The organism is Delftia sp. NA_296.1, from assembly GCF_052692095.1.
Map to the genome: position 1 here is coordinate 234,035 of NZ_JBQZGF010000008.1, position 15,175 is coordinate 249,209.

At 69.0% G+C, this 15,175-nt stretch carries 16 protein-coding genes; 5 read left to right on the plus strand and 11 right to left on the minus strand.

What is annotated here, in order from left to right:
- Positions 1-5: 5 nt before the first annotated feature.
- The 4 genes from ACUTR7_RS20515 (at position 6) to ACUTR7_RS20530 (ending at position 3,809) form a co-directional block, all read left to right on the plus strand.
- Entirely contained in the window at positions 6-683 is a 678-nt protein-coding gene (locus tag ACUTR7_RS20515; RefSeq protein ID WP_034400240.1) for an RraA family protein, read from the plus strand.
- Positions 683-1,747, plus strand: coding sequence for a hydroxyacid dehydrogenase (locus tag ACUTR7_RS20520; RefSeq protein ID WP_445609699.1), 1,065 nt, complete (start codon positions 683-685; stop codon positions 1,745-1,747). The genes ACUTR7_RS20515 and ACUTR7_RS20520 overlap by 1 nt, the downstream gene beginning before the upstream one ends.
- 65 nt (positions 1,748-1,812) lie before the next feature.
- Positions 1,813-2,808: a tripartite tricarboxylate transporter substrate binding protein gene (locus ACUTR7_RS20525; RefSeq protein ID WP_063328435.1), complete on the plus strand. Its 996-nt coding sequence runs from the start codon at positions 1,813-1,815 to the stop codon at positions 2,806-2,808.
- Between the two features lie 44 nt (positions 2,809-2,852).
- A complete protein-coding gene (locus tag ACUTR7_RS20530; RefSeq protein ID WP_034363353.1) occupies positions 2,853-3,809 on the plus strand; it encodes a Bug family tripartite tricarboxylate transporter substrate binding protein in 957 nt (318 codons plus the stop codon).
- Between the two features lie 90 nt (positions 3,810-3,899).
- Here the strand turns inward: ACUTR7_RS20530 and ACUTR7_RS20535 are convergent, their stop codons facing one another.
- The 9 genes from ACUTR7_RS20535 to ACUTR7_RS20575 form a co-directional block, all read right to left on the minus strand.
- Positions 3,900-4,904, minus strand: coding sequence for a fimbrial protein (locus tag ACUTR7_RS20535; RefSeq protein ID WP_445609700.1), 1,005 nt, complete (start codon positions 4,902-4,904; stop codon positions 3,900-3,902).
- Positions 4,905-5,189: 285 nt separating this feature from the next.
- Positions 5,190-7,061 carry a family 2A encapsulin nanocompartment cargo protein cysteine desulfurase gene (locus ACUTR7_RS20540; RefSeq protein WP_445609701.1) on the minus strand — a complete coding sequence of 624 codons (1,872 nt, stop codon included), beginning with the start codon at positions 7,059-7,061 and terminating at the stop codon, positions 5,190-5,192.
- A gap of 12 nt (positions 7,062-7,073) precedes the next feature.
- A complete protein-coding gene (locus tag ACUTR7_RS20545) occupies positions 7,074-8,006 on the minus strand; it encodes a family 2A encapsulin nanocompartment shell protein (RefSeq protein WP_013800566.1) in 933 nt (310 codons plus the stop codon).
- Positions 8,007-8,089: 83 nt separating this feature from the next.
- Complete coding sequence (locus tag ACUTR7_RS20550; protein WP_012207587.1) at positions 8,090-8,362, minus strand: helix-turn-helix domain-containing protein; 273 nt, start codon at positions 8,360-8,362, stop codon at positions 8,090-8,092.
- Entirely contained in the window at positions 8,359-9,273 is a 915-nt protein-coding gene (gene epsC / locus ACUTR7_RS20555) for a serine O-acetyltransferase EpsC (protein ID WP_013800567.1), read from the minus strand. The genes ACUTR7_RS20550 and epsC overlap by 4 nt, the downstream gene beginning before the upstream one ends.
- Positions 9,274-9,285: 12 nt before the next feature.
- A complete protein-coding gene (locus ACUTR7_RS20560) occupies positions 9,286-9,765 on the minus strand; it encodes a rhodanese-like domain-containing protein (protein ID WP_043790997.1) in 480 nt (159 codons plus the stop codon).
- 149 nt (positions 9,766-9,914) lie between these two features.
- Positions 9,915-11,285 carry an Nramp family divalent metal transporter gene (locus ACUTR7_RS20565; RefSeq protein WP_012207584.1) on the minus strand — a complete coding sequence of 457 codons (1,371 nt, stop codon included), beginning with the start codon at positions 11,283-11,285 and terminating at the stop codon, positions 9,915-9,917.
- A gap of 46 nt (positions 11,286-11,331) precedes the next feature.
- Positions 11,332-11,574 carry a hypothetical protein gene (locus tag ACUTR7_RS20570; protein WP_445609702.1) on the minus strand — a complete coding sequence of 81 codons (243 nt, stop codon included), beginning with the start codon at positions 11,572-11,574 and terminating at the stop codon, positions 11,332-11,334.
- A 91-nt stretch (positions 11,575-11,665) separates the two neighbouring features.
- The gene (locus tag ACUTR7_RS20575; RefSeq protein ID WP_012207582.1) at positions 11,666-12,637 is read right to left on the minus strand and encodes a ferritin-like domain-containing protein; all 972 of its coding nucleotides are present in this window, start codon (positions 12,635-12,637) and stop codon (positions 11,666-11,668) included.
- Between the two features lie 312 nt (positions 12,638-12,949).
- On the opposite strand from ACUTR7_RS20575, the gene ACUTR7_RS20580 reads away from it, so the two are divergent.
- Positions 12,950-13,513, plus strand: coding sequence for a fasciclin domain-containing protein (locus ACUTR7_RS20580; protein WP_013800571.1), 564 nt, complete (start codon positions 12,950-12,952; stop codon positions 13,511-13,513).
- 41 nt (positions 13,514-13,554) lie between these two features.
- On the opposite strand, the gene ACUTR7_RS20585 is transcribed toward ACUTR7_RS20580, so the two are convergent.
- Positions 13,555-14,514, minus strand: coding sequence for a DMT family transporter (locus ACUTR7_RS20585; RefSeq protein WP_445609703.1), 960 nt, complete (start codon positions 14,512-14,514; stop codon positions 13,555-13,557).
- 13 nt (positions 14,515-14,527) lie between these two features.
- Positions 14,528-15,148, minus strand: coding sequence for a GlxA family transcriptional regulator (locus ACUTR7_RS20590; protein ID WP_445609704.1), 621 nt, complete (start codon positions 15,146-15,148; stop codon positions 14,528-14,530).
- Positions 15,149-15,175 lie beyond the last annotated feature (27 nt).

Here is a 15,175-nt window from a genome sequence, read left to right on the forward strand (position 1 = left end):
CAGCAGTGAGCAAGATTCCCGGATTCCATATCCACGCCCGGCCCGAGGCCGCCCTTGGCGATGCGCTGCTGCAGCGCTACCGCGGCTTTCCGGTCGCCAATGTCAGCGACGCCATGAGCCGCACCACGGGCACCTCGGCGCTGCGGCCTTTTCACCGCCGCCAGGGACCGCTGGTGGGCCGTGCGCTGACCGTGCGCACGCGGCCCGGCGACAACCTCATGGTGCACCAGGCCATCGACATCTGCGGCCCCGGCGACGTGATCGTGGTGGACGCGGGCGGCGCCGGGCCCAACGCCATCATTGGCGAGATCATGCTGGCGCTGATGATGGCGCGCGGCGCGGCCGGCATCGTCATTGACGGGCTGATCCGCGACAGCGACACCATCGGCCAGCATGAGCTGCCCGTGTATGCGCGCGGCGTCTCGCACCGTGGCCCCTACAAGGACGGCCCCGGCGAGCTGCATGTGCCCGTGAGCATCGACGGCATGGTCGTCCACCCGGGCGACCTGGTGCTGGGCGACGGCGACGGCCTGCTGGCCGTGCCCGCCGCCGAGGCCGCCGCCATTGCCGACCGCGTGGAGGCCATACAGCGCGACGAGGCCGACGTGCTCGCCGCCATTGCCGCAGGCCGTGCCGACCGTTCCTGGGTGGCGCGCACGCTGGCCGCCAAGGGGGTGCTGTGATGGACCGCCGCGTTGTCCGCTTCGACTACTGGCTGGACGCGGCCTTCGACCGCATCGTCTCGGCAGCGCCCGGTGTGCAGCTGCTCACCTGCCGGCGCGAGGGCGACGATGCCGCCGCCTGGCAGGCCCTGGCCGGCGCACAGGTCTACCAGATCACGGCCGCCAAGGACGAGCTGCCGCGCCACTGGTTCGCCACGGCGGACCTGCTGGCACGCTGCCCCGAACTGCTGGCGGTATCTTCCAGCGGCTCGGGCTGCGACACCATCGACATCGAGGCCTGCACGCGCGCCGGCGTGGCCGTGATGAACCAGTCGGGTGGCAATGCGGACTCGGTGGCCGAGATGGCCATCGGGCTGATGCTGTCCGTGCTGCGCCGCATCAACGAATCCGACCGCCTGCTGCGCGCCCCGGCCCGGGGCTTCAGCCGCGAGGACGTTATGGGCCACGAGCTGCGCGGCCGCACCCTGGGCCTGGTCGGCGTGGGCGAGGCCGGCAGCCGCGTCGCGGCCCTGGGTCGGGCCTTCGGCATGCAGGTGATCGGCTGCGACCCGGCCTACGACGCAGCCGGCCTGGCGGCGCGCGGGGCCGAGGCCGTCGGCTTCGACGAGCTGCTGCAGCGCGCGGACATCGTCTCCCTGCACTGCCCGCGCGATGCCTCCACGCTGGGGCTGATGGACGCCGCTGCCTTTGCGGCCATGCGGCCGGGCGCCATCTTCGTGAGCACGGCGCGCGGCGGTATCCATGACGAGGCCGCCCTGCACGCCGCCCTGGCCAGCGGCCACCTGGCCGGCGCCGGGCTCGATGTCTGGGACCAGGAGCCGCCGCCCGCCTCCCATCCGCTGCTGGCCCTGCCCCAGGTGGTGGCCACCTTCCACACCGCCGGTGTCACGCACGAGGCCCGGCGCAACAACGCCGAGCTGGCTGCCACCCAGATCGTGCAACTGCTGGCCAATGGCCAGCGGCCCGCGCGCCTGATCAATCCCGAGGTCTGGCCGCATGCGCGCGAGCGCATCGCCCGGGCATTGGACCCGTCCCGTTCCCTGTCCTTTTCCCCGTCCCGTTAGCCGCTTCCTTCACCATGACTACAAAGCCTCTCAGACCACTGCAAGAGGCGACCCAGGAGACAAAGATGACACAGCAAGCAAGGCGCGCATTGTGCGCAGGCCTGGCCGCCGCCTGCATGGCGCTGCCGGCCCTGGCCCAGGCCCAGGCGCAGAGCGAGGCCCCCTATCCCTCGCGCAACATCGAGATGATCGTGGCCTACGGGCCCGGCGGCGGCACCGACCTGGTGGCGCGGCTGCTGGCCCGCCATCTGGAAAAGAAGCTGGGCGGCAGCGTGGTCGTGCTCAACCGCCCCGGCGCGGGCGGAGGCATCGGCTTTGGCGAACTGGCGCGCGCCAAGCCGGATGGCTACACCATCGGCTTCATCAACACGCCCAACGTGCTGACCATTCCCATCGAGCGCAAGAGCAGCTTTCACTGGAGCCAGTACGACCTGCTGGGCAACCTGGTGGACGACCCGGGCGGCTTTGCCATCCACAACAGCAACGCCATCACCACGCTGGCCGGCCTGGCCGCCTACGCCCGGGCCAACCCTGGCGCCGTGACCGTGGGCACCACGGGCACGGGCTCGGACGACCACCTGGCCATGCTGCTGTTCGCCAAGGCCACGGGCACGCAGCTCACCCATGTGCCCTACAAGGGCGCGGGCGAGGTGCGCGCCGCCGCCACGGGCCAGCAGATCACCATCGGCGCCATCAACGTGGGCGAGGTGCTGGCCTACCAGAAGGGCGGCACTCCCATCCGCCTGCTGGGCCAGATGTCGGCCGCGCGCAGCTCGCTGGCGCCGCAGGTGCCTACGTTCAAGGAGCAGGGTATTGATATCGAGCTGGCCTCCCTGCGCGGCCTGGCCGCGCCCAAGGGCTTGCCCGAAGGCGTGCGCAAAAAGCTGGTCGATGCCGTGGCCGCCATCGCGGCCGACCCGCAGTTCAGGCAGCAGGCCGAGGCCATGTACGCGCCGCTGCGCTACCTGGCGCCGCCCGCCTACGCGGCCGAACTGGAGCGCACCGAGGCCGGCTTTCGCAAGCTCTGGACCGAAATGCCCTGGCAGGACGGCAAGCCCTGAAGGCCATGCCCATGCCAACCTTTGAATTCACAAGGACGACCGCCATGCACTGTCTGCCGCGCCGCAGCCTGGCTGCGCTGGCCCTGTGCGCCCTGGCCCTGCCGGCCCTGGCGCAAGGCCCCATCACCCTCATCGTGGGCTGGCCTGCGGGCGGCCCCTCCGACAACGTGGCGCGGCTGGCGGCCACGCGCATGAGCGAGGCCCTGGGCCAGCCCATCACCATCGACAACCGGGCCGGTGCGGGCGGCAACCTGGGCAGCGACGCGGCGGCCCGCGCAAGGCCCGATGGCAACACCATCATGCTGGCCACCGTGGCCTCGCACGGCCTGAACTCCGCGCTCTATGCCAAGCTCAACCACGACCCGCTCAAGGACTTCGCGCCCATCGGCATGATCACCACCTCGCCCAGCGTGCTGCTGGTGCCCGTGGCCTCGCCGCTGCGCTCGGTCAACGATCTGCTGGAGGCGGCGCGCGCCAGGCCGGGCCAGCTCAACTACGGCTCGGGTGGCGTGGGCTCCAGCCAGCACCTGGCCGGCGCCAGCTTCAAGCAGCTCACGGGCGTGGATGTCACCCACATCCCCTACAAGGGCACGGCCCCGGCCATGACCGACCTGATGGCGGGCCGCGTGGACTTCGTGCTCACCACGGGCGCCATCCCCTTCATCCGCTCGGGCAAGCTGCGCGCCCTGGCCGTGGCCTCGCGCCAGCGCCTGCCGGCCCTGCCCGATGTGCCCACGTTCGAGGAAGCAGGCGTCAAGGGCTTCTACACCGACTCCTGGTACGGCCTGGTTGCCCCGGCCGGCACGCCGCGTGCGGCGCTGGAGCGCCTGAACGGCGCACTGGCCACGGCGCTGCGCAATCCCGAGGTGCAAAAGCAGTTCATCGACCAAGGCTCGCTGCCCGTCAAGCCCATGGGCGTGGACGCGTTCTGGCGCTTCGTGCGCGAGCAGATGCCCGTGGCGGCCGAGCAGGTGCGGGTGTCGGGGGCCAGAGCCGAGTGAGCGCAGCCGGGGGCGGCAGCGCAGGATCGGCACGGGGGCGACTGCACAGCCGCAATGCAGCCAGCGTGTCACTGGCAGGTCACTGGCAGGTCACTGGTAGTTGAGCGTGAAGGTGGCCCGTCCGTTGGCCAGGCCCGTGGTGACGGAGGGCTGGGTCTGGACATAGCGCGCCGTCAATGGAATCACGTGGTTGCTGGTGTTTGGGGTGATGATGCCCGCCTGCCACTGGTTGGGATTGCCGAAGTTGGCGGAGTCCTCGCCGTAGCTGATGACCTTGTCGCTGCTGCGGATCTGGATGCCGATGCCGGCAGCCCCTCCGGTCACCGTCAGCACATCGGAGCGGTTGGCGGCATCGTTGGCATCCGTGAGCGTGACGAACGGGCGCAGGGTGGAATTGGCATCGCCCCCGGTGCAGATCAGTTCCAGATCGAATGGCTGGGGCGCGGAGGTAGCGCCTATCCCGTTGAACTGTGACCTGTTGATTCGCTGCAGGTTCACGGCGATGTTGCTCGTCTTCACCCGGCAACTGGCGCCTGTGCGCACCACGGTGCTGCCGGCCGCCATCACGGACCAGATATTGCAAAGGCTATTGCAGTCAAACCGGGCGGTTGCATAGCTGCTGACGCTGAAAGTGCCCGATTGAACGGCGCCTGTCTTGATGAGTTGCATCCATATGGTTTGCTCATGTACATCATCCTTTTGCCATCCCGTGGCTCCTGAATTGTTGGACGTAGTGGTGATGGACATGGTTTTGCCATTGGGGAAATTCCTGGCTTTCCATGTGGCACGCCAACGGATTCCTATTCCGCGCAAAGATGTGGAGTAGATATCGCCGTCCAGCGTAGTGGGGTTCATGATTTGGGGCCATATTTCTGAAGATGGCCCCGAAAGCACACTGTAGGAAATTGTGTCGAGAGTGGATTTGAACATGGGCGATTCCCATAGCACTGATCCATTCATGATATTTCCTGCGGGAACGTTGATGATTTCCGGTAATTGGACGATGGATACTGCCGGGGTAAACATGCCTCCATAAATGGAGCTTACAGAAAAGCAAAGCGTTGCCGGAATGAGAAAATATCTGATTTTTTTCATATGAATGAAACCGGAAACGATGCAGAAGAGTTTGATGGGCGTGCTCCAAAGTCTATTCCTATGATTTATGAAAATCCATAGGATCATTCTTATTTTGGCAATGCTTTTTCATGACTCCAATGCCGTGTTCCGCCCGCTGCCGTGGCGCGGCATGGCCACCGGGGCCGGCATGCGGCACACCTGGCGCAAGCGGCGCCAGCGACGTGGCGGCCGCCTGGGCACGGCCGCCTGGGCATGGCCGCCACGGGCGACGCCTTTGCAAGACGCCTGGGCTGAGCCCGTGGCTCAACCCCGCCTGCGCGCCGCCAGCCCCTGCACCACGGCCGCCAGCCGGTCGATTTCCTCGGTGGTGTTGTAGAAGGCCAGCGAGGGCCGCACCGTGGTCTCCACGCCGAAGCGCCGCAGGATGGGCTGGGCGCAGTGGTGGCCGGTTCGCACGGCGATGCCTTCGGCGTTGAGCGCCTCGCCCACCTCGGCCGTGGTCCAGCCCTTGAGCACGAAGGACAGCACGCTGGCCTTGTCGGCCGCCGTGCCGATCAGGCGAAGGCCGGGGATAGGCGCCAGCGCCTGTGTGCCGTACTGCAGCAGATCGTGCTCGTAGCGCGCGATGCGCTCCATGCCCAGGGCCTGCACGTAGTCGATGGCGGCGCCCAGGCCCACGGCGTCGGCAATGTTGCCGGTGCCGGCCTCGAAGGTGTTGGGCAGGGGCTGGTAGACGGTTTTCTCGAAGGTCACGTCGGCAATCATGTTGCCGCCGCCCTGCCAGGGCGGCATGTCCTCCAGCACCTCGCGCCGGCCCCAGACCACGCCGATGCCCGTGGGGCCGAAGACCTTGTGGCCCGAGAACACGAAGAAGTCCGCACCGATGGCCTGCACGTCCACGGCCATGTGCGAGACCGACTGCGCGCCATCGACCAGGGCCCGGGCGCCCGCCTGGTGGGCCAGCTCCACGATCTGCTGCACGGGCACGACCGTGCCCAGCGCGTTGGAGACCTGGGTGACGGAGACGATCTTGGTGCGCGGGTTCAGCAGCCTGCGGTATTCATCGATGAGCACCTGGCCCGAGTCGTCCACCGGGATCACGCGGATCTTCGCGCCCTTGGCGGCCGCCAGCTGCTGCCAGGGCACGATGTTGGCGTGGTGCTCCAGGTGGGAGACGATGATCTCGTCGCCCTCGCCCACATGCTGCCAGCCCCAGCTCTTGGCCACGAGGTTGATGGCCTCGGTGGTGCCGCGCACGAAGATGACCTCGTTCACGTCGGGCGCGTTGATGAAGCGGCGCACGCGCTCGCGCGCGCCCTCGTAGGCGTCGGTGGCGCGGGCAGCCAGTTCATGGGCTGCGCGGTGGATGTTGGAGTTCTCGTGCTCGTAGAAGTGGCGGATGCGCTCTATCACCGCGCGCGGCTTGTGCGTGGTGGCCGCGTTGTCCAGCCAGGCCAGGGGCCGGCCGTTGACGCGCTCGGACAGGATGGGAAAGTCCCTGCGCACGGCATGCACGTCGAAGGGCGCCTGCACGCCGGCCGTGCCATGCCTTGCCCCGTGCGAAGCCTGCTGGCGCTGCAGGGGGTGGGCCGGCGTGGTGTAGCCGGCGGGCAGCACCACGGGATCGACAAAGTAAAAGCGCGGCTCGGCCGAAGGCACGGCGGACGCAATGCCGGGCCCTTCGGTGGGCACGCCGATGCGCGGCACGGCAGATGCCGCAGGTGCCGTGAACGGGAGCGCGGCCAGCGCATCCAGCGGATCGCCCTGGCGCTGGGGCACGCCCAGCACCTGCGATCCCAGGCGCGGCTCGTAGGCGGGCAGGGCGCTCACGACATGGTCGGGCACGCCGTTGCCGGCCTGGGCATGGGGCAGCAGCGCGGGCGCGCGGTGGGCCAGCGAGGCCAGCGGCGCGGGTGAGGCCGGCAGCAGGTTGCTGCCCGGCGCCAGGCCCTGCGGGATGGGCGTGCCCGGCACGCCGGGGCCCAGGCCTGCGGGGCTGGCCAGCGGCGAGCCGGGCGGCGCCACGTTCACGGGGGCCTGCACGCCAGCAGGCAGGCCGGGCAGGGCAGGAGCCGATCCCGGTGCGGCGGAGAACAGGGCGTTGGCCATGCGCGCCAGCGCCTCGGGGTCGAAGGGCGCCTGGGGCGCCACGGAGGTGATTGCAGACACGGTCAACGCCCGGCCTCTTTACTTGTAGGTGTCGGGATAGTCGTGGTACTTGCCGATCTCGACATCGTCGAGCACGGCTAGCGCGTCGGGCGTGAGCACGGCCAGCGAGCAGTACAGCGAGATCAGGTAGGACGCGATGGCATGGTTGTTGATGCCCATGAAGCGCACCGACAGGCCCGGGCTTTGCTCGCCCGGCAGGCCGGGCTGGTACAGGCCGACCACGCCCTGGCGCTTGTCGCCCACGCGCAGCAGCAGGATCTTGCTCTTGCCATCGGCCACGGGCACCTTGTCCGAGGGGATCAGCGGAATGCCGCGCCAGGTGATGAACTGCGAGCCGAACAGGCTGACCGTGGGTGGCGGCGTGCCGCGGCGCGTGGCCTCGCGGCCAAAGGCGGCAATGGCCAGCGGATGGGTCAGGAAGAAGGCGGGCTCCTTCCAGACCTTGGTCAGCAGCTCGTCCAGGTCGTCGGGCGTGGGCGCGCCGGTCAGCGGGAAGATGCGCTGCTCGTCCGTGACCTGGGCCAGCAGGCCGTAGTCGGGGTTGTTGATCAGCTCGCTTTCCTGGTTCTCCTTGATGGTCTCGATGGTCAGGCGCAGCTGTTCCTTGATCTGGTCATGCGGGCTGCTGTAGAGGTCGGAGATGCGCGTGTGCACATCCAGAATGGTGGAGACGGCGTTGAGGAAGTACTCGCGCGGCTGCTCCTCGTAGTCCACATAGGTGCGCGGCAGCTGGTTGTCTTCCTGCTTGGCCGTGCAGGTGACCTTGATGGCCTCCGGGTTCTTGACGCGGTTGAGGCGGTAGATGCCGGCCTCCACCGGCGACCATTGCAGCAGGTGCGTCAGCCAGCGCGGGCTGATGGTCGAAAGCTGGGGAACGGTTTTGGTTGCGTTGGCCAGTTGCCGCGCGGCGTTGTCGCCTAGCGCGGTCGTGCCGCCCACTGTTGCCGACATGTGCAGACTCCGTGATCAGTTCAGGAAAAAGGGAAGGGGAAGGAGGGGAAACAGGGCCAGTGTCCCGGCCCGCGCACATGTCTTCAACATGCTATAGCCGCCAAGCGCAGGCCGCGCACCAGCTGGTCGTGGGCCACGGTTTCGCCGCGCATGACCAGGGCCGAGGGCTGCACGCCCAGCGAGACGGCCAGCTTCTCCACGGTCAGCAGCGAGGCGATGACGCGGCCGCGCTCTATCTCGCCCACGTAGGAGCGGTTCAGGTCCGAGTGCTCGGCCAGCCGCTCCTGCGACCAGCCATGGGCCTCGCGCGCCTGGCGCACGGCAATGCCGAAGCTGGTGACAAGCCGGGTGCTCATAGGGCCACCTCCCGGGGCTGCTGCGCGTGCTCGCGCGCATGGGCCTGGGTGACATGGGCGCCGGGCGGCACGTCCTCGGTCACCCAGACATTGCCGCCGATGACGGCGCCGCGCCCCAGCGTGACGCGGCCCAGGATGGTGGCGCCCGCGTAGATGACCACGTCGTCCTCCACCACCGGATGGCGCGCCAGGCCCTTGCGCAGGTGGCCGTGCTCATCGGTGGGAAAGCGCTTGGCGCCCAGGGTGACGGCCTGGTACAGCCGCACGCGTTCGCCGATCACGGCGGTCTCGCCGATCACCACGCCCGTGCCGTGGTCCATGAAAAAGCCCCGCCCGATCTTCGCGCCCGGGTGGATGTCGATGCCCGTCTGCGCATGCGACAGCTCGGCCACGATGCGCGCCAGCAGCGGCTGCTCCAGCAGGTACAGCTGATGGGCCAGGCGGTGGTGGATCATGGCCAGCACGCCCGGATAGCACAGCAGCACCTCGTCCACGCTGCGCGCGGCGGGATCGCCCTGGAAGGCGGCCAGCACATCGCTGTCGAGCAGGCGGCGGATCTGGGGCAGGGACTCGGCAAAGGCGCGTGCGATGTCCAGCGCCATGGCGTCGGCGCCCGCTGCCGTGTGGGGCGCGGACAGCCGCAGCTCCAGCCGTATCTGGCCCAGCAGCGCATGCAGGGCCGAGTCCAGCTGGTGGGCCACGAAGATGTCCTCGCTTTCCTGGCGCAGGTCGTGCGGGCCCAGGCGCATGGGAAACAGGGCCGCCTTGAGCTGGTCAATGAGGGTGGAAAGCGCGTCGCGCGAGGGAAACTCGCGCGCCCCGGGCTCCTGGGTGCGGCCGTGGGCCTCGCGCCATTCGCGGCGCGCCGCATGCAGGTTCTGGGTGAGTCCGGCAATGTCGAAACTGGCCATCTGCGTGCTCCTTCAGTCTTGAATCCAGGGCAGGCCGTGGAAGCGCCAGCCGTCGTTTTTGCCGCGCTGCTGACGCGCGTCGATCTCGCCCTCGAAGCCTTCGAGCACGTTGAACACATGGGCGAACCCGGCCTGGGCGGCCGCCTGGGCCGCCAGCACCGAGCGCTTGCCGCTGCGGCACAGCAGCAGGGCCACGGCCTCCTTGCCGCCGTGCGGTGCCAGGCGCGCTTCCAGCTCGCGGGCAAAGCGCGGGTTGCGCGTCAGCGCCGTGCCCGTGGCCCAGGGCACGTGCAGGGTATCGGGCACCTGCCCGACGAACTTGCGTTCCTCGGCCGTGCGCACATCGACCAGCACGGCCTGGCCGGCCTGCACCAGCGCCCAGGCCACGGGCGGGCGCACGCCGCCTGCGTGGCCCAGCCCCTGTGCGCGGGCGTGTTCCTGCGCCTCTTCCAGAGCCTGGGGCAGGGCGGTTTCCAAAGTGAGGGCTGTCATGTCGTCGTCCTTGCGGAGAATTCGCGGGTTGGTGGCTATAGGCACCAATCTAAGAACTTCGCGGCAAGCCACCAACGAACAAGAGCGGCGTTTGATAGAAGCAAAACGTCTATGAAGGCGCCGCGTGGCGCCATGCACGGTTCGGGCGATCAGGCCGTCAGCAGCCGCTGCAGCATCCACAGGTTCAGCGACACCACCAGGGCCGCGCAGCCCCACAGCACCGCCGACATCCTGGGGCCAAAGGCCAGCTCGCCCAGCGTCTTGCGCCGCGTGGTGAACAGCAGCAGCGGCACGATGGCAAACGGCAATTGCAGGCTCAGCACCACCTGGCTGAACACCAGCAGGGCGCTGGCGCCGGTGCTGCCGTACCAGGCGGTGGCCACCACGGCGGGCACGATGGCAATGCAGCGCGTCAGCAGGGCGCGCAGCGCGGGCGACAGGCGGATCTGCAAGAAACCCTCCATCACGATCTGCCCGGCCAGCGTGCCCGTGACCGAGGAACTCAGCCCCGAGGCCAGCAGCGCCACGCCGAACACCGCGCTGGCGATGCCCACGCCCAGCAGCGGGGACAGCAGGTGGTAGGCGTCCGACAGCTCGGTCACCGGCGCCTGGCCGGGCCGGTTGAACGCGCCGGCCGCCACCACCAGGATGGCGGCGTTCACGAACAGCGCCAGCCCCAGCGCCACCGTGGAGTCCAGCGTGGCCAGGCGGATGGCCTGGCGCGTGCCCTGGGGCGTGGTGTCATGCCGGCGTGTCTGCACGATGGACGAATGCAGGTAGAGGTTGTGCGGCATCACCGTGGCCCCCACGATGCCCACGGCCAGGTACAGCATCTGCGGATTGGCCACGATCTCCATGCCCGGCAGCAGCCCGCGCAGCACGGCTGCCACGGGCGGCTGCAGCCACACCAGCTGGGCGGCAAAGCACAGGCCGATCACGGCCACCAGGGCGATCACCACCGACTCCAGGCAGCGAAAGCCCCGGCTTTGCAGCGCCAGGATCAGCATCACATCCACCACCGTGATGCACACCCCGGCCACCAGCGGCAGGCCGAACAGCAGGTTCAGGCCGATGGCCATGCCCAGCACCTCGGCCAGGTTGCAGGCCACGATGGCGATCTCGCAGAAGAACCACAGCACCAGGTTGATGCGCGGGGAAAACTGCGCGCGGCAGGCCTGGGCCAGGTCCCGCCCGCTGGCCAGGCCCAGGCGCACGGCCGCCGCCTGGAACAGCATGGCCATCAGGTTGGAGGCAAAGATCACCGCCAGCAGCGAGTAGCCGAACTGCGAGCCGCCCGCGATGGAGGTGGCCCAGTTGCCCGGGTCCATGTAGCCCACGGCCACCATGTAGCCGGGCCCGGCAAACGCCAGCACGCGGCGCGCGTTGTCCGAGCGGCTGTCGCCGCGCGGCACGGCAATGCTGCGATGCACCTGCGGCAGGCTGGGCGTGCCCGCGTGGCCGTGGTCCGGCTCGATGGCGCCGAAGCGGCCCTGTTCAGCCGCAAGCACGGTGTCGTTCATGGGGGCCTTTCCGCTGGCGGGGGCACGCGGTTGCAGGGGGGGATGCCTATCGGGCGGTTGGCACCAGGCCGCTGGCGGGTGCAATGGCTGCGGCGGCGGGTGCGGCATCGGTGCCTGCGCCGCGCCACAGCGCCACTAGATCTCCGGTCACGATGACCGCGCCGGCCAGCAGAATCAGGCTGCCCACGCAGCGGCGCGCCACGGTGGCAGGTTTCAGGCGCCGCGGCGTGCGGCCCGGAGTGTGAGCCGGAGTGCGGGGGGCGCAGGAGGAAGGCAGAAGGGACATCATGGCAACTCCTTTGCAGGGGAACGCTTGTCTCGGGCCAGCCCCGGGGAAGCCCGCCTGCCCCGGCCGGTGCGGGGCAGGCGGGCGGTCCGCGTCAGGCGTAGGCGCTGCTCATCACCAGCGAGCCGTTCACGCCGGCCGGGAAGAAGCCGCCCTTGGTCGCCGTGTCCTTGGTCAGGTACACGATGTTCAGCACGTCGCCCGGCGAGCGGCTGAAAGCGATGCCGTTGGAATCCAGCGGCACGATGTTGGACGTGGTGGCGTCCCCCGTGATGCCCTGGTCCACGTCGGTGGAGCCATCCAGGCTGTCGCGCGCATCCGAGATGGCGCCGGCCGCCGTGCGCAGCGCGGGCGTGGCCAGGCCCTTGGCGTACAGCACCGTGCGCACCAGACCTGCGTGGTAGGCCTCGGCGGCCAGGATGCCGGCGGCTGCCTCCAGATAGGTCTTGTTGGTGATCAGCGGCGATGCGCCCTTGTAGGCGGTGACGCCCACGTCCTCGAAGATGAAGGCCCCCAGCAGGAAGTTCTCGTCACTCGCATAGGGATCGAAGGCCGTGCCCGCGCCCACCAGCCCGGCCGCTCGCGCGGCCACCGAGAAGGCGCCGTTCGGGTCGGTTCCGCCGATGTCGATCTGCGGCTGCGCCACCGCGGCCGAGCCCAGCGCCGCGCGCAAAAAGGCCACGTGGGCGATCTCGTCCTGGGCGATCTCCTTGGCGTACTGCGCCACCACGGGGTCCTTGAAGGCCACGGCACGGCCCCCCGTGATGGCGCCCTGCGTGCCCACGCCCGACTGCAGGTTGGCGGGCAGGCCGGTGCCGAACACCGCGTAGTGATAGAACTGCGACTCCAGATACTCCAGGTTGAGGGCGAAGTTCAGGATCTCCGCATCCGTGGGCCCGTTGGCCTGCGCATTCGCGTCGCCCCCGCCGCCGCCGCAGGCGGACAGGATCACCCCGCCCGCCATGCCCACGGCCACGCCGCTGGTCTTGCGGAAGAACTGGCGCCTGTCCTCCAGCTTCTTGGCACGTTTTTGCAAAACCCCGATCAACACTGATTCGTCGGACATGATGGTTCCTCTCGGTTCGCGGCAGGCGCGAACGGTCAACGTGAAGAATGCGCCTCCGGCCGAAAGCACACGGGTGTGGCGAAAGCGCGTTCCACTGAAGAGGTGGCCACCTGCTCCAGGGGAATGGGATGCGTCCCCGCTATCCGGCAGTACGCAGGCCGCGCAGGTCTGGATGTGCCGCAATTGAAAGCGCAGGTAACGGTTTGCGGATGCAGCCGTTTCTTTTTCTTTTTTGAATCCAGACCCCGCTGCGCTGCGTATCCAGATCAGCCGGAATCGTTCGGCTTGTCATCAACCCGCTAGGAGCATTCCATGGTCTCGATTCAAAACACCCGCAAGCTGGCCTCGTTCGGCCTGGCCATCGTGATGTCGGCTGCCTCCGTGGCCGCCATGGCCGATGTGATGGTGGGCGGCGCACCCATGCTGCCGTCCAAGGACATCATCGACAACGCCGTCAACTCCAAGGACCACACCACCCTGGTCGCAGCCGTCAAGGCGGCGGGCCTGGTCGATACGCTCAAGGGCCCGGGTCCGTTCACCGTGTTCGCGCCCACCAATGCCGCCTTCGAGGCCCTGCCCGCAGGCACGGTGGACACCCTGCTCAAGCCCGAGAACAAGGGCACGCTGACCACCGTGCTGACCTACCACGTGGTGGCCGGCAAGTGGGATGCGGCGGCGCTGTCCAAGATGATCAAGGACGGCAAGGGAATGGCCAGCATCAAGACCGTCAGCGGCGGCACGCTGGTGGCCAAGTCCAGCGGCTCCAAGATCATGCTGACCGATGAAAAGGGCGGCACGGCCACGGTGACCATCCCCGACGTCTACCAGTCCAACGGCGTGATCCACGTGATCGACAAGGTGCTGCTGCCCAAGTGAGCGACACAGGCAGCGAGCGGGCCGGACACTGACCGCCGTGGTCAGTGGCCGGAGCCTTGCGCCTTCGCCATGCGCCTTGCGGGCGCTCCGCCGGAGGGCGCGCCGCCAGAGGGCGCCCCCCCATAGGTCGATCCCGCATAGATGGCCGCCAGCGTCAGCGCCATGCCGGCCAGCGCCATCGGCGTGGGCCGGGCGGTGAAGAACAGCACGTCGATGGCATAGGTGCCTATGGGCTCGGCCAGCAGGATGAGGCCGGCCAGCGAGGCCTTCACATGCGGCACGGCCGTGCTCACCATGAGCCAGGCCACGCCCTGCACCAGCAGGCCGTACAGCAGCAGCGTGCCGAAATCGGCCGCACTGGCAATGGCCAGCGACTCGCCCTCCAGCCACGCGGCCGCCAGCAGGCAGGGCGCGGCGGCGGCGCACAGCACGGCCATGTTGACGGCCGGATGCGTGGCGTGCGGCGGGGTCTGCCCCTTCTTGATGAAGACCACGCACAGCGCATAGGCCGCCGCCGAGGCCAGGCCCAGGGCCACGCCCAGCCAGTGCTCGGACGCCGAATCCGGGTCTGCGGCCACGGGCAGTCCCGCGCCTGACACCATGAGGATGCCGGTGGCCGCCAGCACCAGCGCCACGAAGTAGACGACCGTGATCCGCTCGCGGAACACCGCCCAGGCCAGCCCCGCCAGAAAGAACGACTGGCAGTTGGTCAGGATGGCGCCCAGGCCCGGCCCCACCATGCGTATGCTCTTGTGCCACCAGTACAGGTCCAGCGCCAGCGCGGCGCCGGCCAGGCAGGCGTACAGCAGGGCCTGGCGCGTCATGCGCCAGCGCAGGCCCCGCCACAGGGCATAGCCGGCCAGCCCCAGGCCGCCCAGCAGCATGCGGTAAAAGCCCATGGCGCTGGTGCCCATGCTGCTGAAAGCCACGGCCACGCCGGACAGGCTCAGGATCAGCCCGCCCACGGCCAGCAGCGCCAGGTAGCTTGTCTTTCCGTTCATGCGCATGGCCCCGTCACGCTTGCCGGTCGGCGGCATTGCGCCGCCGGTATTCGAGCTGGCGCGCCGTCTCGGCCGCGATCTCCGCGCCCAGCAGGCGCTCCACCAGGTGCAGGGCCATGTCGATGCCCGCCGCAAACCCGCCCGAGGTGACGATGGCGCCCTCATCGATCCACAGCCTGTCGGCGCTCACGCGGGCAGCCGGCGCAATGGCGCGCAGGTCTTCCGTGTCCTCGAAGTGCGTGGTGGCCTCGCGCTGGTCCAGGAGCCCTGCCCGCCCCAGCAGGAAGGATCCCACGCAAACGGAGCCCGTCACCTCGCTGCTGCCGGCCACCTGCCGCAGCCAGGCGGCAACCTCGGGTGCGGCCAGTTCGGCCTGCAGCGCGCCGCCGGCCACGATCAGCAGGTCCAGCGGGGGATGGTCCTGCAGGCTGGCCTGTGCCTGGATGCCCACGCCTTCGCGCGTGCGCACGGCGGCGCCGCTGCGGCTGATCATCACGGGCTGAAACGGGGGCGAGGCCGCCAGCCCGCGCCGCACGGCCACGCGCGCGGCCACGTCGAACACCTGCAGCGGCCCTGCAAACTCCAGCAGCACCACGCCATCAAAGACGAAAAATCCAACGGTCCGGGTCTTCATCCACCACTCCTGTCTGTCGAGGAGTGG

What these genes read in the sequence shown, in the direction of transcription:
- ACUTR7_RS20580 (WP_013800571.1), top strand. Translation starts at nt 12,950, where the DNA reads ATGGTCTCGATTCAAAACACCCGCAAGCTGGCCTCGTTCGGCCTGGCC.
- ACUTR7_RS20585 (WP_445609703.1), bottom strand. Translation starts at nt 14,514, where the DNA reads ATGAACGGAAAGACAAGCTACCTGGCGCTGCTGGCCGTGGGCGGGCTG.
- ACUTR7_RS20545 (WP_013800566.1), bottom strand. Translation starts at nt 8,006, where the DNA reads ATGTCGGCAACAGTGGGCGGCACGACCGCGCTAGGCGACAACGCCGCG.
- ACUTR7_RS20535 (WP_445609700.1), bottom strand. Translation starts at nt 4,904, where the DNA reads ATGAAAAAAATCAGATATTTTCTCATTCCGGCAACGCTTTGCTTTTCT.
- ACUTR7_RS20590 (WP_445609704.1), bottom strand. Translation starts at nt 15,148, where the DNA reads ATGAAGACCCGGACCGTTGGATTTTTCGTCTTTGATGGCGTGGTGCTG.
- ACUTR7_RS20530 (WP_034363353.1), top strand. Translation starts at nt 2,853, where the DNA reads ATGCACTGTCTGCCGCGCCGCAGCCTGGCTGCGCTGGCCCTGTGCGCC.
- epsC (WP_013800567.1), bottom strand. Translation starts at nt 9,273, where the DNA reads ATGGCCAGTTTCGACATTGCCGGACTCACCCAGAACCTGCATGCGGCG.
- ACUTR7_RS20560 (WP_043790997.1), bottom strand. Translation starts at nt 9,765, where the DNA reads ATGACAGCCCTCACTTTGGAAACCGCCCTGCCCCAGGCTCTGGAAGAG.
- ACUTR7_RS20575 (WP_012207582.1), bottom strand. Translation starts at nt 12,637, where the DNA reads ATGTCCGACGAATCAGTGTTGATCGGGGTTTTGCAAAAACGTGCCAAG.
- ACUTR7_RS20570 (WP_445609702.1), bottom strand. Translation starts at nt 11,574, where the DNA reads ATGATGTCCCTTCTGCCTTCCTCCTGCGCCCCCCGCACTCCGGCTCAC.
- ACUTR7_RS20520 (WP_445609699.1), top strand. Translation starts at nt 683, where the DNA reads ATGGACCGCCGCGTTGTCCGCTTCGACTACTGGCTGGACGCGGCCTTC.
- ACUTR7_RS20565 (WP_012207584.1), bottom strand. Translation starts at nt 11,285, where the DNA reads ATGAACGACACCGTGCTTGCGGCTGAACAGGGCCGCTTCGGCGCCATC.
- ACUTR7_RS20550 (WP_012207587.1), bottom strand. Translation starts at nt 8,362, where the DNA reads ATGAGCACCCGGCTTGTCACCAGCTTCGGCATTGCCGTGCGCCAGGCG.
- ACUTR7_RS20525 (WP_063328435.1), top strand. Translation starts at nt 1,813, where the DNA reads ATGACACAGCAAGCAAGGCGCGCATTGTGCGCAGGCCTGGCCGCCGCC.